The sequence below is a fragment of the Sulfitobacter sp. BSw21498 genome, from assembly GCF_006064855.1.
Lineage (GTDB): Bacteria > Pseudomonadota > Alphaproteobacteria > Rhodobacterales > Rhodobacteraceae > Sulfitobacter.
In genome coordinates, this window is record NZ_CP040753.1 from 2,550,253 (window position 1) to 2,576,266 (window position 26,014).

General features: G+C 57.8%; 25 protein-coding genes. 8 read left to right on the top strand and 17 right to left on the bottom strand.

Going from position 1 to position 26,014, the window contains the following annotated elements; all coding sequences use genetic code 11:
* The 6 genes from E5180_RS12370 to E5180_RS12395 form a co-directional block, all read right to left on the bottom strand.
* Entirely contained in the window at positions 1–801 is an 801-nt protein-coding gene (locus E5180_RS12370; protein WP_138924633.1) for a ParA family protein, read from the bottom strand.
* Positions 794–1,399, bottom strand: a complete 606-nt coding sequence (rsmG, locus tag E5180_RS12375; RefSeq protein ID WP_138924635.1) for a 16S rRNA (guanine(527)-N(7))-methyltransferase RsmG — start codon at positions 1,397–1,399, stop codon at positions 794–796. Before rsmG ends, E5180_RS12370 begins: the two co-directional genes overlap by 8 nt.
* Entirely contained in the window at positions 1,399–3,261 is a 1,863-nt protein-coding gene (mnmG, locus tag E5180_RS12380; RefSeq protein ID WP_138924637.1) for a tRNA uridine-5-carboxymethylaminomethyl(34) synthesis enzyme MnmG, read from the bottom strand. Before mnmG ends, rsmG begins: the two co-directional genes overlap by 1 nt.
* A gap of 15 nt (positions 3,262–3,276) precedes the next feature.
* Positions 3,277–4,563, bottom strand: coding sequence for a tRNA uridine-5-carboxymethylaminomethyl(34) synthesis GTPase MnmE (mnmE, locus tag E5180_RS12385; protein WP_138924638.1), 1,287 nt, complete (start codon positions 4,561–4,563; stop codon positions 3,277–3,279).
* A 30-nt stretch (positions 4,564–4,593) separates the two neighbouring features.
* Positions 4,594–5,865, bottom strand: a complete 1,272-nt coding sequence (gene rho, locus E5180_RS12390; protein WP_138924639.1) for a transcription termination factor Rho — start codon at positions 5,863–5,865, stop codon at positions 4,594–4,596.
* Between the two features lie 123 nt (positions 5,866–5,988).
* Positions 5,989–6,438: a CopD family protein gene (locus E5180_RS12395; protein ID WP_138924640.1), complete on the bottom strand. Its 450-nt coding sequence runs from the start codon at positions 6,436–6,438 to the stop codon at positions 5,989–5,991.
* Between the two features lie 404 nt (positions 6,439–6,842).
* Here E5180_RS12395 and E5180_RS12400 point away from each other — a divergent pair, with 404 nt between their 5' ends.
* Genes E5180_RS12400 through dnaQ form a run of 4 tightly spaced genes read left to right on the top strand, consistent with a single transcriptional unit; the run spans position 6,843 to position 9,541 of the window.
* Entirely contained in the window at positions 6,843–7,442 is a 600-nt protein-coding gene (locus tag E5180_RS12400) for a Maf family protein (RefSeq protein WP_138924641.1), read from the top strand.
* Entirely contained in the window at positions 7,439–8,272 is an 834-nt protein-coding gene (locus E5180_RS12405) for a shikimate dehydrogenase (protein WP_138924642.1), read from the top strand. Before E5180_RS12400 ends, E5180_RS12405 begins: the two co-directional genes overlap by 4 nt.
* Positions 8,272–8,862 carry a dephospho-CoA kinase gene (coaE, locus tag E5180_RS12410; RefSeq protein ID WP_138924644.1) on the top strand — a complete coding sequence of 197 codons (591 nt, stop codon included), beginning with the start codon at positions 8,272–8,274 and terminating at the stop codon, positions 8,860–8,862. The genes E5180_RS12405 and coaE overlap by 1 nt, the downstream gene beginning before the upstream one ends.
* On the top strand, positions 8,855–9,541 hold the full coding sequence (dnaQ, locus tag E5180_RS12415) for a DNA polymerase III subunit epsilon (RefSeq protein ID WP_138924645.1): 687 nt from the start codon (positions 8,855–8,857) through the stop codon (positions 9,539–9,541). The genes coaE and dnaQ overlap by 8 nt, the downstream gene beginning before the upstream one ends.
* On the opposite strand, the gene secB is transcribed toward dnaQ, so the two are convergent.
* Both secB and E5180_RS12425 read right to left on the bottom strand, forming a co-directional pair.
* Complete coding sequence (gene secB / locus E5180_RS12420) at positions 9,538–10,029, bottom strand: protein-export chaperone SecB (protein ID WP_138924646.1); 492 nt, start codon at positions 10,027–10,029, stop codon at positions 9,538–9,540. The genes dnaQ and secB overlap by 4 nt on opposite strands.
* A 61-nt stretch (positions 10,030–10,090) precedes the next feature.
* Entirely contained in the window at positions 10,091–10,585 is a 495-nt protein-coding gene (locus E5180_RS12425; RefSeq protein WP_138924647.1) for an FxsA family protein, read from the bottom strand.
* Positions 10,586–10,687: 102 nt separating this feature from the next.
* On the opposite strand from E5180_RS12425, the gene E5180_RS12430 reads away from it, so the two are divergent.
* The 3 genes from E5180_RS12430 to E5180_RS12440 are packed head-to-tail and all read left to right on the top strand — an operon-like array spanning position 10,688 to position 12,977.
* Positions 10,688–11,347 (top strand): Tim44/TimA family putative adaptor protein, encoded by a 660-nt coding sequence (locus E5180_RS12430; RefSeq protein WP_138924649.1) that lies wholly within the window; start codon positions 10,688–10,690, stop codon positions 11,345–11,347.
* A 38-nt stretch (positions 11,348–11,385) separates the two neighbouring features.
* Entirely contained in the window at positions 11,386–12,381 is a 996-nt protein-coding gene (gene mltA / locus E5180_RS12435; protein WP_138924650.1) for a murein transglycosylase A, read from the top strand.
* Entirely contained in the window at positions 12,378–12,977 is a 600-nt protein-coding gene (locus E5180_RS12440; RefSeq protein WP_138924651.1) for a Smr/MutS family protein, read from the top strand. The genes mltA and E5180_RS12440 overlap by 4 nt, the downstream gene beginning before the upstream one ends.
* 6 nt (positions 12,978–12,983) lie before the next feature.
* Here E5180_RS12440 and E5180_RS12445 read toward each other — a convergent pair whose 3' ends face one another.
* The 3 genes from E5180_RS12445 to hslV are packed head-to-tail and all read right to left on the bottom strand — an operon-like array spanning position 12,984 to position 16,104.
* A complete protein-coding gene (locus E5180_RS12445; protein WP_138924652.1) occupies positions 12,984–14,204 on the bottom strand; it encodes an MFS transporter in 1,221 nt (406 codons plus the stop codon).
* A 38-nt stretch (positions 14,205–14,242) separates the two neighbouring features.
* Entirely contained in the window at positions 14,243–15,550 is a 1,308-nt protein-coding gene (gene hslU / locus E5180_RS12450) for an ATP-dependent protease ATPase subunit HslU (protein ID WP_138924653.1), read from the bottom strand.
* The gene (gene hslV, locus E5180_RS12455; protein ID WP_138924654.1) at positions 15,547–16,104 is read right to left on the bottom strand and encodes an ATP-dependent protease subunit HslV; all 558 of its coding nucleotides are present in this window, start codon (positions 16,102–16,104) and stop codon (positions 15,547–15,549) included. The genes hslU and hslV overlap by 4 nt, the downstream gene beginning before the upstream one ends.
* Positions 16,105–16,217: 113 nt before the next feature.
* Here hslV and E5180_RS12460 point away from each other — a divergent pair, with 113 nt between their 5' ends.
* Positions 16,218–17,144, top strand: coding sequence for a phosphotransferase (locus tag E5180_RS12460; RefSeq protein WP_254700471.1), 927 nt, complete (start codon positions 16,218–16,220; stop codon positions 17,142–17,144).
* A gap of 36 nt (positions 17,145–17,180) precedes the next feature.
* Here E5180_RS12460 and trxA read toward each other — a convergent pair whose 3' ends face one another.
* The 6 genes from trxA to tsaE are packed head-to-tail and all read right to left on the bottom strand — an operon-like array spanning position 17,181 to position 26,009.
* Complete coding sequence (trxA, locus tag E5180_RS12465) at positions 17,181–17,501, bottom strand: thioredoxin (RefSeq protein WP_093732802.1); 321 nt, start codon at positions 17,499–17,501, stop codon at positions 17,181–17,183.
* Positions 17,502–17,539: 38 nt separating this feature from the next.
* A complete protein-coding gene (gene addA, locus E5180_RS12470; RefSeq protein WP_138924656.1) occupies positions 17,540–20,917 on the bottom strand; it encodes a double-strand break repair helicase AddA in 3,378 nt (1,125 codons plus the stop codon).
* Entirely contained in the window at positions 20,914–23,877 is a 2,964-nt protein-coding gene (addB, locus tag E5180_RS12475) for a double-strand break repair protein AddB (protein ID WP_138924657.1), read from the bottom strand. The genes addA and addB overlap by 4 nt, the downstream gene beginning before the upstream one ends.
* Entirely contained in the window at positions 23,870–24,562 is a 693-nt protein-coding gene (locus E5180_RS12480) for a nucleotidyltransferase family protein (protein WP_138924658.1), read from the bottom strand. The genes addB and E5180_RS12480 overlap by 8 nt, the downstream gene beginning before the upstream one ends.
* Positions 24,538–25,551, bottom strand: a complete 1,014-nt coding sequence (locus tag E5180_RS12485; RefSeq protein ID WP_138924661.1) for an aminoglycoside phosphotransferase family protein — start codon at positions 25,549–25,551, stop codon at positions 24,538–24,540. Before E5180_RS12485 ends, E5180_RS12480 begins: the two co-directional genes overlap by 25 nt.
* Positions 25,539–26,009, bottom strand: a complete 471-nt coding sequence (gene tsaE, locus E5180_RS12490; protein WP_138924662.1) for a tRNA (adenosine(37)-N6)-threonylcarbamoyltransferase complex ATPase subunit type 1 TsaE — start codon at positions 26,007–26,009, stop codon at positions 25,539–25,541. Before tsaE ends, E5180_RS12485 begins: the two co-directional genes overlap by 13 nt.
* Positions 26,010–26,014 lie beyond the last annotated feature (5 nt).

The following is a 26,014-nucleotide window of genomic DNA, read 5'->3' on the forward strand; positions in this document are numbered from 1 at the left end:
TTATATAACACTATTCGCCAGTACTTCTCGCGCGAGATCGCGATACGCTTTGGCACCTTTCGATCCGCTATCATAGCTAAGAACCGGCATCGCGTAGCTTGGTGCCTCGCTGACGCGGACATTCCGCGGGATGACAGTCCTATATACCAGTTCACCCAGATTACTTCGGGCGTCCTGCTCAACCTGTTGAGACAGATTATTTCGCCGATCATACATCGTCAGAAGAACCCCCTCGATCCGAAGATCTTTATTACCGTTCTGCCTGACCTCTCGGATTGTAAGCATAAGCTGCGAGAGCCCTTCCAAAGCAAAAAATTCGCTTTGCAGTGGTACCAGAACTGAATGCGCCGCGATCATCGCGTTCACCGTCAACAGGTTCAACGATGGGGGGCAGTCGATTAAGATATAGTCAAAGGCGTAGCTGTCCATTTGGGTTTGACGCAATGCGTCATGCAATAGAAAGCTTCGCTTTTCGTTAGAGATTAGCTCCATATCAGCCGAACTGAGATCGACCGTCGCAGCAACGATGTGCAGGCCCTCCGTCTCGGTTGACATGATAACTTGGTCCAAATCGATATCTTCGAGCAGCAGTTCGTATGTTGTAAACTCTCTATCATCGAGTTCGATACCCAAACCCGTTGAGGCATTCCCCTGCGGATCAAGGTCGATCACGAGAACGCGTTGCTTTTGCTCGACCAATGCGGCAGCCAAATTTATCGTCGTTGTGGTTTTTCCCACGCCGCCTTTCTGGTTCGCAATCGCAATAATCTTTGGTCCTGATGGCCTAGACAGGTCAGACATGATTGATTTCCTTGATCTTAAGGATTGCAGCTGAGCTGTTCGTCTTACTCGGGATCGCCTCGTAGGTATAGGCCCACTTCAAATTCGCCGCGTTATGCTCCTCGCGCCAATTTTCGCCTTTCGGAAAGAGCGCAGTTCCAGATGGGCTCATATGAAGGCTGGCAAATCCCATTAGGGTAGATAGATCAGCGAGAGCTCGTGCGCTAAGCACATCTGCCGATAGCGGCTCGATTGATTCAATCCGGTCATTTACCACCGACGCGCTGAGACTAAGCTCACGAATTGCCGTGCGCAGAAATACACACTTTCTCTGATCGCTTTCAACCAGGGTGAACCTAGTATCCCGTCCCTCTTGCTCTGCCATCAAGGCTAGTATTATTGCCGGGAACCCGCCGCCACTTCCCAAATCGACCCAATGGGCTGCATTTGGTGCGTGGGCGTAAAGCTGAATAGAATCTTGAATATGCCGATCCCAAAGCTCGGACACGCTTGCCTTGGAAACGAGATTGATCTTCACTGTCCACTTTTCTACGAGACCCGCAAAATGCTGAAGCTTATTCAATGTTTCACGTGAAACATCGCCATCTGATCCGATCATTATGCTGACTTCTTTCGGCTGTCACGTTTTAGATGTGATAGTAGCAGTGTTAGCGCAGATGGAGTCATGCCATCAATCCGGGCCGCCTGTGAAAGGTTTCCGGGCCGGGAAAGCGACAGTTTCGATTTCAGTTCATTAGACAACCCATCTATCGAGCTATAATCAAATTCAACAGGAATAACATGTGCTTCGTCCTTCTGTAGAAGGTCTATATCCCTCTTCTGCCGCACAATGTAATGTGCGTACAGTGCGTCGCGTTCGACCTGTCGCCGAATTTGGGGCTCGATAATCTCAAGCTCAGGGCTAATCTTAATGAGGTGTTCGAACGTCACATCTGGGAACGCCAGAAGCTCAAAGCCGGTTCGCTTGGACCCGTCTTGGCTAACCTTAATCCCAGCAGACTCAATGGTCTTAGAGGCGTAAGCAGACTTGGTAAGTATCTCCATGGCGTCTTCGATTTTGGCCATCTTAGTCTCAAAGCTCTCGATCCGCTCCGCACCGGCGACACCCAATGCCATAGCAATCGGCGTCAATCTCTGGTCTGCATTATCCGCGCGAAGCGAAAGGCGGAATTCGGCTCGCGATGTAAACATCCGATAGGGCTCGGTTACACCTCGCGTTGTAAGGTCATCAACCATCACGCCGATGTAGCATTCCGACCGGCTAAAGGTAATTGCCTCCTTGCCCTGAGCCAGTAGCCCGGCGTTCAACCCAGCGACCAATCCTTGCGCAGCAGCCTCTTCATAACCGGTCGTTCCGTTAATCTGACCCGCCAAGAAAAGGCCCGGCACGCTTCGCACGGCGAGCGTCAGGTCAAGGGCCCGAGGGTCTACGTAGTCGTATTCAATCGCATAACCAGGCTGGATAATCTCAACCCGCTCTAATCCAACCATAGAACGTACGTACTCAAGCTGCACATCTTCGGGTAAAGATGTAGAAATACCGTTCGGATAAATGGTGTGGTCGTCAGCGCCCTCAGGCTCTAGAAACACCTGATGAGAGGTTTTATCGGCAAACCTTACGACCTTATCCTCGATTGAGGGGCAATAGCGCGGGCCAACACCATCTATATGACCGCCATACATCGCGGAACGCGCGAGGTTGCTGCGAATAATGTCGTGCGTTTTCTCATTCGTATGGGTGATGCCGCAAGCAATCTGGGGCGCTGATGTCGCTTTAGACAGGAACGAAAAAAGCACAGGCTCGGCATCCCCTGGCTGGGATTCAAGCTTCTCCCAGTCAATGGTCCGACCATCTAGCCGCGGTGGCGTTCCTGTCTTCAAACGCCCAAGTGGCAGGTCAAATGAATCGATACGTTTTGCGAGATCAACGGAGGCCTTATCGCCCATTCGGCCACCAGAGCGTGACACATCACCGATATGAATAACGCCGCGAAGGAACGTGCCAGTGGTCAGAACAACCGCCGCCGCAGAAATTTTCAATCCATCGGACAGTACAGCTCCGCCTACGCTCCCGTTTGTAACGATAAAGTCGGTGACTTCACCCTCAATAATCTCAAGATTGGCTTGCTGTTCGGTCTCTGAAAGCATTTCGCGACGATATATGGCGCGATCTGCTTGGGCGCGCGGTCCCTGTACGGCTGGGCCCTTGCGACGATTAAGAAGACGAAACTGAATGCCGGCCTTATCCGCAACTCGGCCCATCACGCCGTCCATCGCGTCAATTTCGCGCACAAGGTGCCCTTTTCCCAATCCGCCGATTGCAGGGTTACAGGACATCATGCCGATTCCATCGCGCGACATTGTTATCAAAGCGGTACTTGCACCTAAACGTGCCGACGCATGCGCAGCCTCGGCGCCGGCATGCCCACCACCAATAACAATGACATCAAAATGTTTCACGTGAAACTTTCCAATCTATTTACCCAAGCAAAAGCTCGAGAAGATTACATCTAGCAGATTTTCCACGTCAATCCGACCAACCAACGCCTCAAGCGCACGAATCGAATGGCGCAGTTCTTCTGACGCTATATCATATTGATCAGGCCCATGATCCAGTACCAACATCGCAGATGCCAGACCTTCGGCAGATTTCTGCAATGCAACGCGATGACGCTCATGCGTGGCCAATCCGGCGTTCAAGCTCCGAACACTTAGAATTTCTTGAATTCTATCAACGAGTTGCTTTACGCCCTGCCCGGTGACACCTGATATTGCCCCCTTTGGGTCGTCTAAAAGATCGGCCTTCGGACGCAAGATAATATCATCGGGGATAAGAGAAACAGGAAGCTCCTCGCCTTGCTCAACCAAAAAGACCCGTAGGTCTGCCTGTTGAGCTCTATGTTTAGCGCGGTCAATTCCGATCGCTTCAACCTCGTCGGCGCCCTCTCGTAGACCGGCAGTATCAAGGAGTGTGACAGGTAATCCGCCTAGATCCATCCGGACCTCGATGATATCACGCGTCGTGCCCGCAACAGCCGAGGTGATCGCAGCATCGCGTCCCGCCAGAGCATTCAGTAAAGTCGACTTACCAGCATTCGGTCGTCCGATAATAGCGACCTCAAATCCGGTTCTGATCCGTTCGGCGGTGTGTGTACCTGCGAGTTCTTTTGAAATGTCGGCATTCACCGCAGTAAGAAGCGCAGTCACTTCCGGCGAAACGTCCACCGGGACATCCTCGTCAGCGAAATCGATGGTTACTTCGAGCAGAGCAGCGGCGCGTATTAGTTTTTCGCGCCAGATGTCAACTTTCTGGCCCAAGTGACCGGACAGAACGCGTAACGCTTGCTTGCGCTGAACCTCAGTCTCCGCCTCGATCAAATCCCCCAAGCCTTCGACCTGGGTGAGATCAAGCTTACCGTTCTCCATCGCTCGACGCGTAAATTCGCCAGGTTCCGCGAGGCGAGCGTTGTCGAAGCCGGAGAGTAATCGTAGCACAGCCCGCACTACCGCAATACTGCCGTGTAGGTGCAACTCTACCGTGTCTTCGCCGGTAAAACTGTTAGGCCCCTTAAACGTGAGAACCAACGCGCGATCAAGGATTTGCCCCTCGGCGTCGCTGACCGCGCGAACCGCGGCTTGGCGCACTACTGGCAGGGGCAATGCGATGGTATTTGCGATTAAAAAAGCCTGCGGGCCCGAGATACGAATGACGCAAACACCGGCCCGCCCCTGCGCTGTGGCTTGGGCGAATATCGTATCCATATCATTTAACCCACTGAATTAAGTGAATATTTAGCTGTTCATCGAGTCGAAGAAATCGGAATTTGTCTTCGTTTGCTTCAATTTCCCGATCAGGAATTCGATTGCATCCGTGGTACCCATTGGGTTCAGAATACGACGCAAGACAAATGTCTTTTGCAGATCGATTTTATCGACCAACAGATCTTCTTTCCGCGTGCCGGACTTGAGGATATCCATCGCAGGGAAGACGCGTTTGTCTGCGATCTTGCGATCCAGCACGATTTCGGAGTTACCGGTCCCTTTGAATTCTTCAAAGATGACTTCGTCCATGCGGCTGCCGGTATCGATCAGTGCGGTCGCGATAATGGTCAGCGACCCGCCCTCTTCGATATTACGCGCGGCACCAAAGAAACGCTTCGGACGTTGCAGCGCGTTCGCATCAACACCACCGGTCAGAACCTTACCGGACGATGGTACCACAGTGTTAAAGGCGCGGCCCAAACGGGTGATCGAATCCAGCAAAATTACGACGTCGCGCTTGTGTTCAACCAGACGTTTTGCCTTTTCGATAACCATTTCGGACACGGCAACGTGACGGGTCGCAGGCTCGTCGAAGGTCGAGGAGACGACCTCCCCTTTGACACTACGCTGCATATCAGTGACTTCTTCGGGGCGTTCATCGATCAGCAAAACGATCAAATAGCACTCAGGGTGGTTCTTTTCGATCGAATTGGCGATATTTTGCAGCAAAACGGTTTTACCAGTCCGTGGCGGTGCCACGATCAAACAGCGCTGGCCTTTACCGATGGGCGATACCAGATCGATAATACGTGCCGAGCGGTCCTTGATCGTTGGATCATCGACTTCCATCGTGAGACGTTCGTCTGGGTAAAGCGGCGTCAGGTTTTCAAAAGCAACCTTGTGGCGGGCCTTTTCGGGCTCCTCAAAGTTGATCTTGGTCACTTCGGTCAGCGCAAAGTAGCGTTCGGTATCATCCGGCGCCTTGATCAATCCTTCGATCGTGTCCCCCGTGCGCAGCGAGTGCTGGCGGATCATCTCGGGCGAAACGTAGATATCATCGGGGCCCGGCAGGTAGTTTGCCTCGGGCGAGCGGAGGAAACCGAAGCCGTCCTGCAACACTTCCAGCACACCATCGCCAGAGATTTCCCACCCTTCATCCGCGCGTTCGCGCAGAATCTGGAACATCATCTCGCCTTTACGCATCGTGGATGCGTTTTCGATCTCAAGCTCTTCGGCCATCGCCAAAAGATTCTTGGGCGTCTGCGCCTTTAGATCGGCAAGGTTAAGTGTTTCGGTTGTCATGGAAATATCCTGTTCCGGTCCCGGAATACGGGCGGGTCGTGTCATAAAAATGGGCAGATTAATACAAACCCCGGACGGGGTGCAGCAAACACATACTCAGATTGGCCGGTTTCGTCAATCAACTTAGAATTTCACGACAACCGAGAACACTATGATGATCATCAGCAGCGTCGGTACTTCGTTCATGATCCGGTAACGTTTACCGCTTAGGCTGTTCTCACCGGCTGCAAAGGCCCGCACACGCCCGACAAGCCACCCGTGAAAGCCCGTCATCGCAAACACGCTGGCGCCCTTCGTCCACGGCCAGACAGCGGCCCAATCAACGATGCCGGGCGTCAGAACCAGCGCCAGCCCAAAGATCCACGTGCCGATCATCGCAGGACGCATGATGACTGTGGCGAGCTTGAACTCCATCATTTTGAAAAGGTCATGGGTCGGGCCGCTTTGGCCTACCTGCTCCGTATGATGCACGAGAAGGCGCGGCAGATAGAACAGCGCTGCCATCCACGAAATGACCGAAATGATATGAAGCGATTTTACCCAAGGGTAGGCGATGGCAAGCAGGTCGGTCATGTCAGACTCCGGTTTGGGTCTTCTTACTAATATAAATAAGAAAAGAAGAAAGATGATGATGTAAGTAGGGAGACCATTTTCTGTGGATTACTGTTTTGTACCTCGATTTATCCACCTGTGTACTTCGTAAATCCACCGACAGTGATAAGTCACGGGATGTCAAATTAAAATTAATATTTTCAGTGGGTTATTCGAAAAAAAATCGGGGGATAACCTGTGTAGGTCTGTGGATAAGCTTGGGATTAACTCCGTTCAGGGGATTTCGGATTTATCCTTATGCCTGCCCGTATAAAACGTGAAATTCCGGCTGGAGGGCAAGGGTTTTCCCGACGGTTTTGCGGACCCTCGCCATTCGGGGGAAAAATCCCTAAGAACTTCCTAGCGTCGCACACAGGTTTATCCACATGCCCCAACGTCTCATCCTCGCCTCCGGCTCGTCGATCCGGTCACAGTTGCTGCAACAGGCTTGCGTCCCTCACGAGGTGAGCGTCGCGCGAATTGATGAACAAATGATTAAGATGGCCCTGCTGGCAGAGCAGGCGCCCCCACGCGACATCGCCGATACACTGGCAGAGATGAAAGCCCGCAAGGTCAGCGACAAGACCCCCGGTGCGTTGGTACTGGGCTGCGATCAGGTGCTCGACCATCGCGGTACGCTGCTGTCGAAACCCGCAACGCCCGACGAAGCGATTGCGCAGCTGAAATCCCTGCGGGGTGATCGCCATAGTTTGTTGTCAGCTGCGGTTATCGTCGAAGACGGCAAACCGATCTGGCGCCACGTGGGTCAGGTCCGGTTGCGGATGCGCGATGCTTCGGACGACTATATAGAAGACTACGTTGCGCGAAACTGGGACAGTATCCAGCACGCGGTCGGTGCCTATAAGCTGGAGGAAGAAGGCGTCAGGCTGTTCACCGGCATTGAAGGGGATTACTTTAATGTCCTAGGGTTACCTTTGCTTGAACTGTTGAATTATTTGACGCTACGGGGGGATCTATCCGCATGAGCCTGGCCAAAATACCGCTAGCAGGTGTGATCGGGTCACCGATTGCCCATTCGAAATCCCCGCAGATACACGGGCATTGGCTGAAAACGCTTGGCCTGCAAGGCGCCTATATCCCGCTACACGTCGAACCCGAAAATGTGCGCCAAACGCTTGAGGCGATGCCGAAAATGGGGTTTGTCGGGGCCAATGTCACGATCCCCCATAAGGAAGCCGTGATCGAGATCGCGGACATCATTACGGACCGTGCGGCGATGATTGGTGCGGTGAATACGATCACCTTTCGCGCCGATGGCAAAATCCAGGGCGACAATACGGATGGCTACGGGTTTATCGAAAACCTGAAAGCCGGTGCGCCGGATTGGGTGCCGTCGTCTGGCCCCGCATGCGTGTTTGGCGCTGGTGGCGCTGCGCGGGCCGTGATTTGGTCGTTGCTGGATGCAGGTGTCCCTGAAATCATGCTCTCCAACCGCACCCGAGAGCGGGCTGAACGCCTGCGGTCGGTATTTGGAAACCGTGTTACCGTCTATGATTGGTCGCAGATGGGCATGATGGTGGGCCACGCTGCATTGGTGGTGAACACCACGTCGCTTGGGATGATTGGCAAACCAGAGCTGCGCGTGCCGCTGAACGGGCTGCGCGCAGATACGGTCGTTACGGATCTCGTGTATGCACCGCTAAAGACAAGCCTTTTGGAAGCGGCAGAAGCGGCAGGATGTGTCACTGTTGACGGCTTAGGCATGCTTTTGCATCAGGCTGTGCCGGGGTTCGAACGATGGTTCGGCACGCGCCCCACAGTGGACCACGAAACACGCTTGGCGGCGTTGCGCTGATGTTTCTACTGGGTCTGACCGGGTCGATCGGTATGGGGAAATCGACCACCGCAAAAATGTTCGCTGAACTGGGATGTGCCGTTTGGGACGCCGATGCCGCGGTACATCGCCTTTATGCCCAGGGCGGCGCCGCAGTTTCTGCCTTTCAAAAGGAGTTGCCCGATGCCGTCGTCGCGGGCGAAGTGTCACGACCCGCGCTGAAAAACCTGATTGATGCGGACCCGACCGTGTTGAAAAAGATCGAAGCCATTGTGCATCCGTTGGTTGGCGAAGACCGCGCGGCCTTTCTGGCCGATACCAAGGCAGAGATTGTCGTGCTTGATATTCCGTTGATTTTTGAAACCGGCGGTAACAAACGCATGGATGCGGTTGCATGCGTCACTGTTTCGGCGGAAATCCAGCAAAATCGGGTGATGGAACGCGGCACAATGACGTTGGAACAGTTCGAAAACATCCGTGCGAAACAGATGCCAAACGATGAAAAATGCGCCTTGGCCGACTATGTGATTGAAACAGACACCCTGCCCCACGCCCGTGCGCAGGTGCAGGCCGTCATCGACAATATCAAAGGAAAGCTTTCCCATGCGTGAGATCGTGCTGGATACGGAAACCACCGGATTCGACCCTCAAAGCGGCGATAGGATCGTAGAAATCGGCGCGGTTGAATTGATGGGCCACGTGGCGACCGGCAATACGTATCACCAGTATATCAATCCCGAACGCAGCATGCCCGCCGAGGCATTCGAGGTGCACGGGCTGGGGGATGATTTCCTGCGCGACAAACCCAAATTTGCGCAGATCGGGCGGGAATTTCTGGATTTTATCGGCGATTCAAAGCTGGTGATCCACAACGCGGCTTTTGACATCAAATTCCTGAATGCTGAACTCAAGTGGATGGGCCTGCCCCAGATCCCGTGGGAACAGGCGCTGGATACGCTGGCCATCGCACGCAAACGCTTTCCTGGCTCACCGGCGTCGCTGGATGCGCTGTGCCGTCGTTTCGGCATCGACAACGCGTCGCGTACGTTGCACGGGGCTTTGCTTGATAGTGAAATTCTCGCGGAGGTGTATCTTGAACTGATTGGCGGGCGGCAGCCTGATTTTGGTCTGTCGACCAAGCCAGAGCGCAAAGAAGGTGATACCACCCCCGACTGGGCGCCCAAACCGCGCCCGACGCCCCTGCCCTCGCGGATTACCCCGCAAGAGACTGCCGCCCATACCGAATTTGTCGATAAACTGGGCGACAGCGCTGTGTGGAAGACGCTTTAGGCGTCTGCTTTTTGCGTATTCTCTGACTGACGGCGCGCGATTTCGTTGCGATACAGCGCGACAAAGTCGATGTTTTCGAGGTTCAGCGGCGGGAAGCCACCGTCACGGGTCACATCGCTGACAACACGGCGCAGAAACGGGAAGATCATGCGCGGGCATTCGATCAGCAGGAACGGGTGCATCTGATCTTCTGGCACGCTCTCGACGTGGAAAATCCCGACATAGTCGATTTCAAGCAAGAACAGCGTTGCGTCGCCGCCTTTGGCCTTTGATGTCACCTTGAGCTTGATCGCGGATTCATACTGATTGTCAGCAGACCGCTTTTTCGCATCCAGATTGACCTGAACCTGCACGTCTGGCTGCACATCCGTTGGCGCGCCCTTTTGTGCCATGATGTTTTCAAACGACATATCGCGGATGAACTGACCCAGTATGCGCATTTGCGGCTGTGCAGCTTGGGTCGGTTGTGTTGCTTCTTCTTCAGCCATTTAAAGGCTCCTTAAGACTAAAAACTCATTTCGTCGGGCTTATCAGATCGCTTGGCCGCGCTCAATGGTCTGTCCAGCCAGACGGGCGCTTGGGCCCGCGGTCCTGCTCTGACAGCTCGTGATATTCGCCGTCGATGACGTCGCCCTGCATCGGACGATGGGGCTGCGGCTGTCGGGGCCCGGTGGTGCCGCCCATGTGAACACCAGATACGCTAACCTTGCTCCGGACCGCTTTGAAGGCAGCCGTGCGCACGCCCGGTATCAAAAGGGCAAAGCCGATAGCATCAGTGAAAAAACCCGGGGTCAGCAGCAAGGCACCGGCAAACAGGATCATTGCGCCATGCACCAGCGGTTCGGTCGGATCGCGGACTTCGGACAGGGATGATTTGATCTGGCCAAGTGCTAGCGCCCCCTGTGCGCGCATCAGATAGGTACCGATAATCGCTGTCGACACAACAATCGCCAGGGTCCAGCCGAGGCCAATCGCCCCACCCACTTGAATGAACAACGTTATTTCTATCAGCGGTACGGCAATAAAAGCTAAAAACAGCCACATGGCAGGCGTCCTTTCCTATGGGCCAGAGTGGACTTGGCCCTGTTCACACCCTACATAGGGGCACTAGACCGACGTTTCCATGTTTCTTAGCACGAGGTACCTATGAATTCGCCCATGATACAGCTTCTGGTACTGGCCGCTATTGCCGTGTTCCTGATCCTGCGCCTCAAAAATGTGCTTGGCACGCGCACTGGTTTCGAAAAACCGGCCGAGGTCAGCGAGAAGCCTGAACGCCCCACCGGCCCCGCATTCGAAGTGATCGAAGGCGGCCCCGATCTGGATATCACCGATCACGCGCCCGAAGGGTCCGACACAGCGCTCGCCCTGGCCGAGATGAAACGCATTGAGCCATCCTTTGGCGTCAGCGATTTTCTGGGCGGTGCCCGCGGTGCTTATGAGATGATTGTGATGGGCTACGAGCATGGCAACCTCGACGACATCAAACCCTTCCTGTCGGAAGAGATATACGAAAGCTTTGTTGAAGGCGTCGCCGCACGCGAAGATCAGGGCCTGACCGTGGAAAGCCATTTCGTCGGCATCCGCGAGATGGAGCTTGAGAGCGCCACGATGGACAAAACCACCAACGAGGCGGAGCTGACGATCCGTTTCGTTGCCGAGCTGACGTCGGTCGTGAAAGACCGCGACGGTGAAATCGTCGAAGGCAGCGCGACAGCGGTCAATCGTCAAAAAGACACATGGGTGTTTGCTCGTGTCATGGGCTCGGATGATCCAAATTGGCTGCTTGTTTCTACAGACGGTTAAAAAGTGCCTGTGCGGGTGCATTTCTGTGGGCGGGCCTGATGGCTCCGCCCGCTTCTGCGACCGATGTGTCCTATAGCATCCTGTCGTATGACCAGCTTGACGGCTGGGAAACCGACGACCATGCCGCAGCGTTGCGCACCTTTGTAAACACCTGCGGCGATATGAAGAGCGTGGATTGGCGCAACATCTGCGCCTATGCCAAGTCCGATCCCGACCCGCGCCAGTTCTTTGAACTGCTGTTCCGGCCCGTGTTGATCGAAGACGGCGCCGAGGCGATGTTCACCGGCTATTTCGAACCCGAACTTGATGGCGATCTCTACCCGTCTGACCGCTATCGCTATCCGGTTTATGCTATGCCGCCAGAGGCAAAAGAGAATAACCCATGGCTGCCGCGCCGTGATATTCTGGACACTGATGTGATGAAGGGGCGCGGCCTTGAAATCGCCTATGTTGACGACCCGGTAGAGCTTTTCTTTCTGCAAATTCAGGGGTCTGGTCGGATCAGGTTGCCCGACGGCAGCTATCGGCGCGTAGGCTATCGTGGTGCGAACGGCCACCCGTACCGGTCGATCGGCGTCGAACTGGTGCGCCGTGGCGTCTATGATCCGCATCAGGTCAGCGCCGAGGTGATCAAGAACTGGGTCCGGCGCAACCCCGAAGACGGGCGCGAACTGCTGTACCACAATCCGTCCTATGTGTTCTTTCGCGAGGTCAGTCAGGTGCCCGCCGACCAAGGGCCGCTTGGCGCGATGAACCGCTCCGTGACAACCCTGCGCACCATCGCCGTTGACCCGAAATTTGTACCGCTCGGGGCGCCTGTCTGGATCGAAAAACAGGGCAGTGAACCGATGCACCGCTTGATGATCGCGCAGGACACCGGTTCGGCGATCAAGGGCGCTCAGCGGGCGGATGTGTTCTTTGGCACCGGTGACGAGGCGGGCCGTGCCGCCGGAAAGCTGCGAGACCCTGGGCGAATGATGGTATTGATGCCGATCCAGCGGGCTTACGCTCTCCTGCCGGAGCCACTGCTATGACCCGAAAACGCTTGAACAAGGATGATCTTTCCCTTTGGAAAAAGGTGGCAGAGCGGACAGAAAAGCTGGACGTCGACAAGCTGTTCCGTGCCGAAATCGACGGCGCCGCTGCACTTAAGGGCCCTGGCCCGACGCCGCCGCAGATTCGCAAGACGACCTCTGTCCTGCTGGGCAAGCCCAATCCCAAACCACGGCGCAACACCCATGATCTGGTGCCTTCGTTGCCTGAACAAATGCGCCAGTCGCCGGTTCAGATGGATTCAAAAGCCTTCGGCAAGCTCAAGCGCGGCAAGATGCGTCCCGAAGGCCGGATCGACCTGCACGGCATGACGCTGGACCGCGCCCATCCTGCCCTGACCAAATTCATCCTCGGGTCTCATGCCAAAGGGCGGCGCCTTGTGTTGGTGATCACCGGCAAGGGCAAGATGCGCGACGAAGGCGGCCCTATCCCCGTGCGCCACGGCGTGCTGCGCCATCAGGTGCCGCAATGGCTGTCGATGCCGCCGCTGTCGTCTGCGGTGCTTCAGGTCAGTCAGGCGCATATCAGCCACGGCGGTGGCGGCGCCTACTACGTTTACCTGCGGCGCCACCGGTAACGATCCCTAGGGGGTCACCAGCCGCTTGCGATACAGCAGCACACCGGCGGTCGCCATGATCGCTGCAATGACATAATAAATCGCGATCGGGATCATTTGCTGCGGAAAATCGACGCCCAGATCAATGAAAAGCCCCGTGACACCCGGCCCAATGGCCGATCCAAAGACCATCAGCGCGGCCCCCACGGCCTTGATCGATCCGATATAGCGTGTGCCATAGAATTCGGCCCAGAACACAGAGGTCGCGGTCGCCTGCATGCCCTGCCCCACGCCAAAGATCATCAACCCCACACCCGCCATTGCAATGGTATCGGCAAAGGCCAGCACCGCGAACGCCACGGCAAAGGGCACCATCTGCAAGGGTGTCACCCGCGTCACGCCGAACCGGTCAATGGCCCAGCCCGACACAAAGGTCGAAATCACGGATGTCACGGTATAAAGCGGCATCAGCGCGACAAAGCTGACCAGCGTCCAGCCCTTCACCTCTGTCAGGTGGACCTGTTGAAAGAATAACGCCGTGCCCCACGCGGCAGGCCCGATGACCAAGGGGATCATCAGCCAGAACAATCCGTGCCGGAACATCTGCAACCGTGTCCAGTGTTGGCCGTCCATCCCCGCCGATTGCGTGCTTTGCGCCATGGATTGCGGCGTCCGTTCCTGCTGCAGCAATAGTAGCATGACAGGCATGGTGATCACCACCAGCACGGCCGCCAGCACCCATAGGCTGCGCCAGTGGAAACTGGCAAAAAGGGCTACGAATACAACGGGCAAGATCGCCTGACCCGCTGCAAACCCCATCGACGACAGGGACAAGGCCTTGCCGCGCGCGGCCTCGAACCAGCGGACCATGGCAACGGCACTCAGCTGGGACATCATCCCCTGACCCGTCAACCGCAGCGCATAGATGACAAAGATCAGCGCGATCCAGTTCGGCACGGCAGCCATCGCCAGACAGGCCCCCGCCAACGCGACCATCACCCAGAACGACAAACGGCGTACCCGAAACCTGTCAGTAAGCACACCGGCCCAGACCATCGTGATCGCCGATAGCGTGGTGCCGATCGTGTAAATGCCGCCCCATTGCCCATCAGACAGGCCAAAGCTGCCCTTAATCTCGCCTGCGAAAAGCGAGATGAAATAGGTTTGCCCATAGGCCGACGTGAATGTCAGCAGGAAACCCGCCAACAAGAACACCCAATTGGCGCGGATAAATCTGAAGTATGCCATGCGCCATCCTTCTCAGGCGCATGGCAGATTGAAAAGACCTAAAGAACGTAGCGCGACAGATCGGTGGATCGCGTCAGCTCGCCCAGATTCTTTTCAACGAAATCGCCGTCGACGGTGATCTTTTCGCCGGTGCGATCCGGCGCACTGAACGACAGCTCTTCAAAGACGCGCTCCATCACGGTGTACAGGCGCCGTGCCCCGATGTTTTCGATGGATTGGTTCACATCGGCCGCAATCTTGGCCAGTGCCCTGATGCCTTCGTCAGTAAAACTGACCTCGACTTCTTCGGTGCCCATCAGCGCGGTATATTGCAGCGTCAGCGCGTTATCGGTTTCGGTCAGAATACGAACAAAGTCATCTTCGGTCAGCGCACGCAGTTCAACCCGGATGGGCAAACGACCCTGCAATTCGGGCAACAGGTCCGACGGTTTGGCAATGTGGAAGGCACCCGAGGCGATAAACAGGATATGGTCAGTTTTCACCGGACCGTATTTCGTCGACACGGTGGTACCCTCGATCAGCGGCAGCAAATCGCGCTGCACGCCTTCGCGCGATACATCACCGCCGCGCGCGTCAGAGCGGGCGCAGACCTTGTCGATCTCGTCCAGAAATACGATGCCGTTCTGCTCCACAGACTCGATTGCCGCGCGGTTGACGGTTTCGTCATCCAGCAGCTTGTCGGCCTCTTCGCTGATCAGCACCTCGTAACTTTCGGACACCGAAAGACGCTTCTTGACCGTGCGACCGCCCATGGCTTTGCCAAACAGGTCTCCGATGTTCATCATCCCCATGCCACCGCCGGGTTGCCCGGGGATATCCATGGTGGGAAACGGGCTAGAGGTGTCGGCGACTTCAAGCTCGATCATCGTGTCGTCCAGCTCGCCCGATTTCAGCTTTTTGCGGAACATGTCGCGGGTGCCTTCGCGGGCATCTTTTCCGGCAATCGCGTCCACCACGCGTTCCTCCGCGGCTTTATGGGCGCTGACCTTCACGTCTTCGCGCATGTGTTCGCGGATCATCACAATGGCACTATCGATCAGGTCGCGGATAATCTGTTCTACATCGCGCCCGACATAGCCGACTTCGGTGAACTTTGTAGCTTCCACCTTGAGGAACGGCGCCCGCGCCAGTTTTGCCAGCCGGCGGCTGATTTCGGTTTTACCGACGCCGGTGGGCCCGATCATCAGGATGTTCTTGGGGTATACTTCGTCGCGCAGGTCATCGCCCAACTGCTTGCGGCGCCAGCGGTTGCGCAGGGCCACGGCCACGGCTCGTTTGGCGTCGTTCTGGCCGATGATAAAACGATCAAGTTCGGATACGATTTCGCGGGGGGTAAGATCGGTCATTGTGAGATTTTCTCCACCGTGAGGTTGCCATTGGTATAAACGCAGATGTCAGACGCGATCTTCATCGCGTCGCGGGCGATGGTTTCGGCGTCGCGGTCGCTGTCCATCATGCCGCGCGCGGCGGCCAGTGCATAATTCCCGCCCGACCCGATGGCCGCGACGCTGTGTTCGGGTTCCAGCACGTCGCCCGCGCCTGTGATCACGAGCAGTTCTCGCCCGTCCGTCACAATCAGCATCGCTTCGAGCTTTTGCAGGTATTTATCGGTGCGCCAGTCCTTGGCAAGCTCGACACTGGCCCGCGCCAATTGACCCGGCGTCGCCTCCAGCTTGGCTTCAAGCCGTTCCAGCAGCGTGAAAGCATCTGCGGTAGAACCGGCAAAGCCCGCGACAACGTCAAACCCACCGGGGCTGAGACGGCGCACCTTGCGCGCGGTCCCTTTGATGACGGTCTGGCCAAGGCTGACCTGACCGTCGCCCGCGATCACGACTTCGCCGTCTTTCTTCACACCGATGATGGTGGTCCCGTGCCAGCCGGGGAATTCTTGCTTTGACATGTAGCCTCCATAGTTCAAACCTATATGAAAACCCCGCCGCTGTTTCGCAAGGCTATTGTCCGGAAAGGATTTGAATGCCCCCGGTAGACGCCCTTAAAGTCGAGGCTTTTCAAATGTTTGGCAGATTGGCCGGAAAAGCGGGTCTCGCGGCAGAAACCTACGTCTGTGGCGCGGAGTGGATCAAGGACGATCAGAAACAACGCCAGATCGTGCAGCGGTATGACGGGCGCGATGGTGCTGCTGTGGTGTTGAAATATGTCACACGTCCTGCGGATACCGACCGGTTCACCAAGATGCTCGCGGCGCATCAGGCGGCCTGTGACGCGCTGGATGCGATACCCGCCTATACGGTGCCGCAGATATTGGCGGCGGATCACGAGGCGCAGGCCTATCTGATGCGCTTTGCCAAGGGGGACACGTTTCTGGACCTGTGTCGCCAGACAGAAGATCACGCGCCCTTGCTGCGCCGTGCCGGTGGCTGGCTGGCGGCGTACCACGGGGCCACGGTGCAGGGCACACGCCCGTTCCAGCCGCACTTCATGGTCAATCACCTGCAGCGGTTGGTGGCGCGTATCGAAAGCGGCCAGCGTCGCATCAATGGCAAGCAGCGCTTTGCGGCTTATGTGGACCGTATTGCCGATTATGCACCGCAGGCCCAAGGGCACGCGGGCAGCATCGCGGCCAAACATGGTGATCTGAACGGGCTTAATCTGGTGATGTCAGTGGATGAAACTGCAGCATTCGACTTTTCAGCGACCACGCCATCGCCTGTGGGATATGACATCGCGCGACTGCTGCAAAGCTACACCCAGATGGTCGGAGACCTCGACGCGTTGCCCAAGCGATACGCCGTACCCCCCGCCGCATGGGAGGCATTTTTCCAAGGATACACCCTTGTGCCGCCCGATGATCCCACGGTGCAATTCCTAACGCGGGTGCAGATTTTAACCGACTGGAACCGCATTCAGGAACATGCCTCGCTCGCCAATGTGATGCGGTTCGAGCGGATTAAAAAAATAGCGCGCCAAGCTTTTGCCTGACGCGCCAAATAATGTGCTTGCTACGGGTGCGGTAGCTTAAATCGACTCTTCGATCCAGCCTTGCAGTGCCGCCTTTGGGCGGGCGCCGGCCAGGTTTGATACGACTTCACCGTTCTTGAAGATGAACAGGGCAGGGATGCCACGCACACCCATCTGGGCGGGGCTGTTGGGGTTTTCGTCTACGTTGACTTTGACGATCTTTACCTTGCCATCCATCTCGGCGGAGAGTTCCTCCAGCGCGGGGCCGATTTGCTTACAGGGGCCGCACCATTCAGCCCAGAAATCCACCACGACGGGGATATCGGAATTCTTAACTTCTGCGTCGAATGTTGCGTCTGTGACTGCGACGGTTGCCATTTTGCTGCTCCTGCACGGGGGTTGGTTAGAATGGGAACCTATGTAGCCCCATGCGTCCCGTCAAGATCGCGCACCCGCGATAGGGCGTTTGTGATCAGTGCATCGGGCAGTTCCATCAGCGCAGCAGTACGCGTCCACAAGATCGCAGTGCGAATACGGTGGTCGGGAAACACCTGCGCCAGTGCTGCGGCATAGGCACCCATCTGGCGCAGAATCCCTTCGGGACAGCGATCCGGCGTGTCTGGCACCACGCGGTTGGTTTTATAATCCACCAGCAACACATCCGTATCGGATACGAGCAGCCGGTCGATTGTGCCATGCAGGCGCGCGCTGCCCAACGGCGCAGTAATCGGGACCTCGGCCAATGCATCCTTGCCAAAGACATGCGTAATGGCGGGCGTATCGAGCACGGCAATCGCCTCTTTCAAGGCAGCCTGAGCTGTCACATCATCATACCCTTGGGCCAAGGTTTGCAGCACGCCGTTCCACCGGTCGCTTTGCATCATCGGCAGTGTTTCCAGCATCTTATGGACCAGATTGCCGTATGACTTCGCCTCTGCCTCTGACTGGCCATCGTCACCGGGAAGCGCTTTGGCACCACCCAGGTCTGAAGGGGCCATCGTCTTGGCACGCTCGGGGATATTGGTGAGGGGCGTGCTGAAAATAGGCTCTAATAGAGGATTAATGTCGGTTTTTGATGCAGTATCAATCACCGGCAGCGCATCCCAGTCGCCATGTTCAAAGCGCATTCCGCCCGAGCTGCCTACCGGTTTTGCACCGGCCTGACCCATGGCAGCGCCGACCATCTGATACCAGCTATTGCCATCTTTGGGCAGGTCACCCGCTGCCGCGACGATCAGCCATTTTTCGGCGCGCGTCATCGCCACGTAAAGCAGCCGCAGCCGTTCCGCCATTTCGCGCGCTTTGCGGTCGTCCAGCGCACCGCGCATCGCGGCCGGCATGTCACCTTCGGACAGTTTCCACACAGGCGTGTCGTCGATTTTGATAATTTCGTCGCGGATCACCAACGGGCGCTTGCCGGTATCCGGCAGGATCACGATCGGTGCCTCAAGCCCCTTGGCCCCGTGCACGGTCATCACGCGCACCTGATCTGACGCGTTATCAATCTGGCGCTTGATCTCGAGGTCGTCGGTCTGCATCCACACCAGAAAACCGGTGAGGCTCGGGATCGCGCCGCGCTCATACGACAGCGCCTGCGAGAGCATGGCGTTGATCCCGTCTTCCGCCTCTGATCCCAGCCGCGCCAGCAGCTTGCGGCGCCCGTCGTGGCGGGTGAGGATGCGTTCAATCAGGTCATAGGGCCGCAGGAAATCGACCTGCGCCCGCAAATCCCGCAAGATCGCGACGGTTTCAGGATATGCGTCGCTGCTGCGCAACGCCTGCCACAGGTGATCTTCCTTGCGGTAGTGGGACAGGGTGAACAACATCTGCTCTGTCCAGCCAAACAGAGGCGATTTCAGCGCCGTCGCCAGCGACAGGCTATCCTCGGGCGTGGCAAGAAACGACAGCAGCGCCGCCAGATCCTTGACCGCCAGTTCGGCCCCGACCTTGAGCCGGTCGGCCCCCGCAATAGGGACACCGGCGGTCTTGCAGGCGCGAATGATTTCTGAAAACAGATCGCTGCGGCGTTGCACAAGGATCAGGAAATCGCCCGCACGGATGCGCCGTCGGGCAAAGGCACCCGGGGTGTCGGTATCGACGGGCAAATAATGGTCGCCCTCGATCAGTTCCTTGATCTGGGACGCGACCTGGTCGGCCAGAACGACCGCATGGTGATGCGCAGATTTCTGATCCACCGGATCGGACCATTCACGGTCATCGGCCTCGTCTGTCTTCTCGACCACGGGCCATAGATCGACACGGCCGGGCAGGGCGGATTTGAACGCTTTATGCGCGGCGTCTGCCTGAAACCCTGCGTCGGTATGGGGGGCCAGCGTCGTATCTACCAGTTGCAGGATCGCCGAGGACGATCGGAACGAATACTCAAGGCTGCGCCGCTGGAAGGTCTGGCCGGCTTGGGTGATTTTTTGCTCGAACAGGTCCTGTTTGTGGTCGAATTCACGCGGGTCGGCGCCCTGAAAGGAATAGATCGACTGCTTTTTATCACCGACGACAAACAGCGTGCGGTCTTCTTCTTCGCGGGCACCGTCGCCGCTATAGAACTCATCGGCCAGCCGTTCGATCACATCCCATTGGCGCGGGCTGGTGTCCTGCGCTTCATCCACCAGAATATGATCAATGCCACCGTCGATCCGGTAAAGCACCCATGCCGCAACCGCCGGATTGGTCAGCAACGCCCGTGCCTTGAGGATAAGATCATCAAAATCCAGCCAGCCGCGTTTTTGTTTCTCGCGGGCATAAATCTCGAGGAACCGCTGCGCAAATTGGTGCAGCACATGGGTCTTCTGCGCAGCTCGCAGTGCCAGCCGCGCGTCCCGGGCATCTTCGACCCGTCGCATCAGATCATCGACCTGCGGCATCAGATCAAACAGCAGCTTTTGGGTCGGTTTGGTGGGCAGGGTGCCGACCTTGGCGGTAAAGGGTTCCTTGGCGCCCGCACCAGTCAGCATCACGTCTTCCAGAACGGGCAGGGCGGTGATGTCCATCGTCTGGATCGTGGCAAGCTTTTCCGCAGCCTTCCCGTCCAGCCCACCCTTGGCCCGCATCGGCGGGATCATCTGTTCAAGGATCATCGCCTCTGACCCCAGAAACACCGAAGCCGTGATTTTTTCTTCGGTCAGATCGGCGGGGTGGTCGAACAGCGCCAGCACATCTTCCCACGACAATACATCGGCAAAACCTTCGCGTTGGCCGACGATACTGCGGGTGAGCTTGCTGAAATCCTCGCCCGTGTACATCCGCGCCAGCGTGGTGATCAGGGCGGCATCGTGACCCTCGGCCATGGTATCGACAATCTCGGCCCGCAACAGATCGGCGGCGCGGTCTTCGATCTCGGTGAACTGCGGGCTTACCCCTGCCTCTAGCGGAAAGCACCGTAATAGAGACGCACAAAACGAGTGAATGGTCTGGATCTTCAGCCCGCCCGGGGTTTCGATCGCGCGGGCAAACAGCGTGCGGGCCATGCGCAGCTTTTCAGGGCTAAAACCGTCCTCGACGCCCAGTTCAGACAGCGAATGGCGCAGGTCGGTATCTGTCAGCATCGCCCATGCGCCCAGCCGTTTGAACAGCCGGTTCTGCATCTCGGACGCGGCGGCTTTGGTATAGGTCAGACACAGGATATGCTGCGGCTCAACCCCGTTCAGCAACAGCCGCGCCACGCGGTCGGTCAGCACGCGGGTCTTGCCCGACCCCGCATTCGCCCCCAACCAGGTCGAAGCATCAGGCCGCGCCGCGTCGATCTGGGCGCGGGTTGCGTCGTCAAAGGGGGCGGTCATGTCAAATCCTCCGGCGAAGGTTCGGTCGTGGCATCCCATTCTCCAAACCGCGCCAACTGGTCATAATCGCCCTCAAAATCCGTGGTCTTCACCATCCGGCGTGAGGTAAAGCCTTGTTCATCAGACAGATAGCTGGTGATCAGCGCGTGCAGCTTGGCCAGAACCTCTGCCGGTGGTTCGTCTTCCAGAGGCGCAGGGCGTTCTACCGGCTTGCTGCCCAACCCGATATAGGCGGCTTGGGCGACGGGGGCAGGGCCGATTTCCTTGAACCCGCCTTCCTCGACCATGGCGGCCTCTAGCAGCAACTGCTTATCAAAAGCTTTCTGTTCAGCCACGCTAGGTGGTGTGCCGGTCTTGTAGTCATAGATCAAAATATCGCCATCTTCCGTCCGGTCGATCCGGTCAGCATAGCCGGTGAGGGTAAAGCCCAGATCTGCGAAACTATGGCTGCCTTTGGCGGCTTTTTCAAACGCGGCAGGGGTGGAATAGCTTTGTCGCTGCGTCTCGTTCTCGATGAACCAATCGGCGATGCGTTCGATCTTGGTCAGCCACATGACACGGGCGGCAGGCCAGGGGGCTTCGGTCTCTAACACGGTTTTTGCCGTCTCTAGCAAGTGCGATTTCGTCAAAAGCGCGGGGTCTGCTGTCACCGATTTGATGAAACGTTCCATGATTTCGTGCACAATGATGCCACGGACAGGGGCGTCGGGCGACTGCACCAGCGGGTTCAGCGCGCGCAGTTTGAGGCTGTGTTTGGCGTAGATCGCATAAGGGTCGCGGATCAGACGTTTGATCTCTGTCACCGACAACGCGTGGGGACGCGCGGCACGGGGCGGGCGCGGTGACGGGCGCGGCGTGGGTGTCACACGGTCGACGGTTTCCAAAGCGCGCGCCTGATCCAGCCAATGATCGCCGCGTCTGACCATCGCCTTCCACGCCGCATCACCACCCTGTGCGGGCAGACCGTTCAGCAGGTTGCCTAGACGGTTCAGCCAGCGCGAGGGCACGGTTTCCGCCTCGTCCGACCGGATCGCGCGGGTCAAACAGACCTCGGGCGCGGCGATGGATTGTTGATAGTCATGCGCAGACAGGCCGATCCGCCGTTCAGGCAACAGCAATCCGGCCTTCAGGCGCATCTGGCGATTCAGCCAAGGGTCCGGCGGCGGCGCTTCGGGCCAGACGCCGTCGTTGAGCCCGCCAAGGATCACCAGATCGGCGCCCTGCACGCGGGCCTCTAGCGTGCCCCAGATCATGACGTTTGGATGCGGCGCGTCGCGGTCGCGGATTTCGCCCTGTTGCAGCAGCGCGCCGACCAAATCGGTGTAATCCGACGCCGACATTTCGCCGCCATAGGGCGCATTTTCGGCAAGGTCGTTCATCACCTTTGCCGCCTCTTCGCCCGCGTGGTGCTGCCACAATCCGTTGGGCTGGCTTGGCGCGGCACCGTCGGCGATGGCATCGGCCAGCGCCATATGCAGGGCGACCCATTCTTCCAGAGGCCGGTCGCCTGTTAGTTCACAATCGGTCAGGTGAGTGCCGACCCAATCGGCCCAAACGTCCATCTGCGCAGGATCTTTCGACCGCGATACCGTCTTGCGCGCCAGTCTCAAAACCCCATCTGCATCGGGGTAGGGCAGCCCGTCGCGGCGCAGTTGCAGTTCAAGCCGCTGGGTGTTGAGCTGGTGGATGTTGCGATCCCCGCCACTATGGGTCAGCGGGTGCTTCAGCAAGGTTAACAAGGCCTCTGAATCGAGCTTACGCAGGAACAGATCGCCCACGTGACGCAAAAAACGACCCGGAGGAGACAGGTGCAGCGGCAAGCCCGCGCTGTCGTCGGGCAGGATATTCCAGCGGTCCAACGCCGAGGTGACCTGACGCGACAGCATCCGGTCGGGGGTGATCAGCGCGGCGGTTTTGCCGTCTGCCACCGCTTGACGCAAGCGCAGCGCAATGGCCAGCGCTTCGGCACGCGGGGTGGGGGCCTGAATCAGGGTTAACCCTTCGGTGGCTTCGTGCAGATCGGGCAGTTTCGGCCCTTCGGTCAGCCAGACGTGGGTGACAGGGGCAGGGCGCAATGACAGCGACACCAAAGCGTTACGCGCGGCAGAGGGGGGCGGCGTGTCGGTCCAAGCCTCGATCTTGCTGTGCGACATTTCAAGCCGGCACAGCAGATCGCGGAACCGGTATTGCGGGTGATCCTGCGCGATCTTTTCCTGATCCTCGCCCAGATCGGTCCAGACCGCCTGTGGCATGTCGAAACAGAAACCCGGTAGCACCAGCGCACCTTGGGGCAGCTTTGCCACTGCTTCCATTAACAGTGCCGAGGTTCCCCGTGATCCGGTAGAGCCGGCGACAATCACCGGATGCTGTGGCGGGTTTTCTTGCCAGTCCGCAATCAGCCGCAACGCAACCTGCCTTTGCCGCGCGCGCGGATCAGGACGGGTAACGCTTTCGCCCAGATAACGGTGCGCAATATCAAGGAATTGTTTCGCGCGTTCCCAGTGGCCAGACTGGTCGCTGACATCCAGCTCGGTTACCGCCTCGACTGGCACGCCTTCGCCCTGCATTTCATCGATCAACTGCGCTAGGCTATCCGAAAGGTCATAAAGCGACGCCCGTGGGGCAAGCTCGGGTGCTTGATCCAGCAGTTTCGACACCAGTGTAATCAGCTCTAACCGGCGGCGTAGAGCCGGACCAGGCCGCGGCAGATCAACGCCGGTCCCTAGGGTGTCAAGGTTGTCGATCAGGTGGATGCGCGGCAGCAGGCTGGCCGGACCGGCATCGAAAATTTCGCGCAAGCGGCGTTGCATCCGGCGGGTGTTCACCACCAGATCGATGCGCCCGATGGCGTGGGCGGGCTGCCCTAATAGCCGCGAAAGCAACCCGCCCACCAGTTCCTTGGGAAAGTCGACACCGGGGGCCAGCCCGAAAACGCGCGGGTCGTCTTGCGGTTCAAACATCGGCGGCGTCCAGCATATCTTCGGCAAGGGTGATCCCACCGGGGTGGCCCACATCGCACCAGCGCCCGGGGTATGCCAGCCCGTACATGCGCCCACGGTCCAGCATCACGTCCCACAAGAGGTTAAGCGAGAAGGCACGCTCTGAAATCGTCTCTAACAGGTCGGTTTTGATGATCTGGACTCCGCCATAGACGACACCCGGCCCTCGTTTCAGCTGACCGTCGGCATCCATCGTAAAGTCGCCGTCACCGGCGTGACCCACAGCTTGCGCCACGGGCACGCCCATCAGCAGTGCGTCCATCTTGGCAGGGTCCCATGCATCCGCCAGCAACGACAGCGGGTTGGGGCCGGCCCAGATCGCATCGGTGTTCATGGTAAAGACGGGCCTGTTGCCCAGCAGTGGCAGCGCATTGCGCAGCCCGCCGCCGGTTTCCAGAATATCAGGCTGTTCCACGATCGTTTGCACATCGCGCCCTGCAAGGTGCTGTAGCAGCGCGTCGGGTTTATAGTGCAGGTTCACGACAATGCGTTCCGGCGCGATACCGCGCGCCAGATCTAACGCATGGTCGATCAGGGCGCGCCCCGCGACGGGGATCATCGGCTTGGGCTGGTCTTTGGTCAAATGCTGCATCCGCGTGCCAAACCCGGCGGCAAACATCATTACGGCTTTGGGGGCGTTGCGCATCTGGCTTTCAAATCCTCTAGAAAATCGGGGGTCGGCGTGGGGAGCGCGGCGTGCAGCACCTTGGCCAGCGGTTCAAGCGCCGGATCATCAAGGTTGCGCTGCACATATTCCCAAACGCGGGGGATGAAATCGACATAGTGCGCTTTGCCATCGCGCAGACACAGCCGCGCAAATATCCCCAAAATCCGCAGGTTTCGTTGTAGCCCAAGCAGAGCATAGGCGCTGCGGAACGCTGTGCCGTCCTGCCCGCTGTGCTGGATGTAATGCGCGATCATCTCGGCCTCGACGGCTGAGGCAACGTCGCGCCGCGCGTCTTGCAGGATCGACACCAGATCATAGGCGGGATGGCCTTGCAGTGCATCCTGGAAATCCAGCAGCCCGACGCGGGCAGAACTGGAACGTTCGGGAAGCCACAACAGGTTTTCAGCGTGATAGTCGCGCAGGATGATCACGCGGGGAGCGCTGTCCAATACCAGCGCCAATGGGGTGAACAATGCGTTAAACTCTGCCGCGGCGTCGCTGTCGGGGGCGTACCAGTCGAACACCATTTGCGCCGCGCCTGTCAGCCAGTCCGCATCACAAAGCGGCAGATCGGGGGGCGGTGCCTTGTGCAGGTGCAGCAGGCAATCTGTCGCAGAGGTATACAGCGCATGCGTCATCGCGGGCGTCTGGATCATCAAACGTGCGAACAGGTCATCGCCCAGATCCTCGATCAGCAGAAAACCATTATCGATATCTTCGGCATATACCTCGGGCGCGCTGGCACCTTGTGTGCGCAGCCAGTTGGCGATGCGGATGAACGGGCGCACGTCTTCGCCTTTTTCGGCGGGGGCGTCCATCAGCACAGCGGTGTTGCCGTCGGGCTTTGTCAAACGGTCATACCGGCGGTTCGACGCGTCGCCGGCCAGCAGATCACGCTGCGCCTGCGCCCATCCCGCATCGGCAAGGAAGCTCTGGATGGCGGTTATACGGTCGGTCATTTGCGCCATGCCCCCAGCTTTTCGTGCCATTTATCGTCGTTCCACGTGGCAGACAGCCGCCGTGTGTCATCACCAGTGACAGTCAGGGTCAGGTCCAGCGCATCTTCGGGGCGCACATCGCCCAGCCGGTCGGGCCATTCCACAAGGCAGATGGCATCGCTGAAGGCATCGGTCAGCCCCAGCTCTTCGATCTCGTAGACGGAGGTCAGCCGATAGAGATCCGCATGCCAGATCGCGGCATCGCGGGTGTCATAGGTCTGCACCAGCGTAAATGTGGGCGAGGGAACGTCTTCGGGCACGTCGAGCAAGGACTGGATCAATGCGCGGGCGAAATGCGTTTTGCCTGCGCCGACGTCGCCGGTCAATAAAACAACATCGCCTGCTGTCAGCACGCGCCCTAGCGTCACGGCCAAGCGGGCGGTTTGGTCTGCGTCCTGCAGCGTAAGATCAAGTGCGTGTGATGCCATGCGGC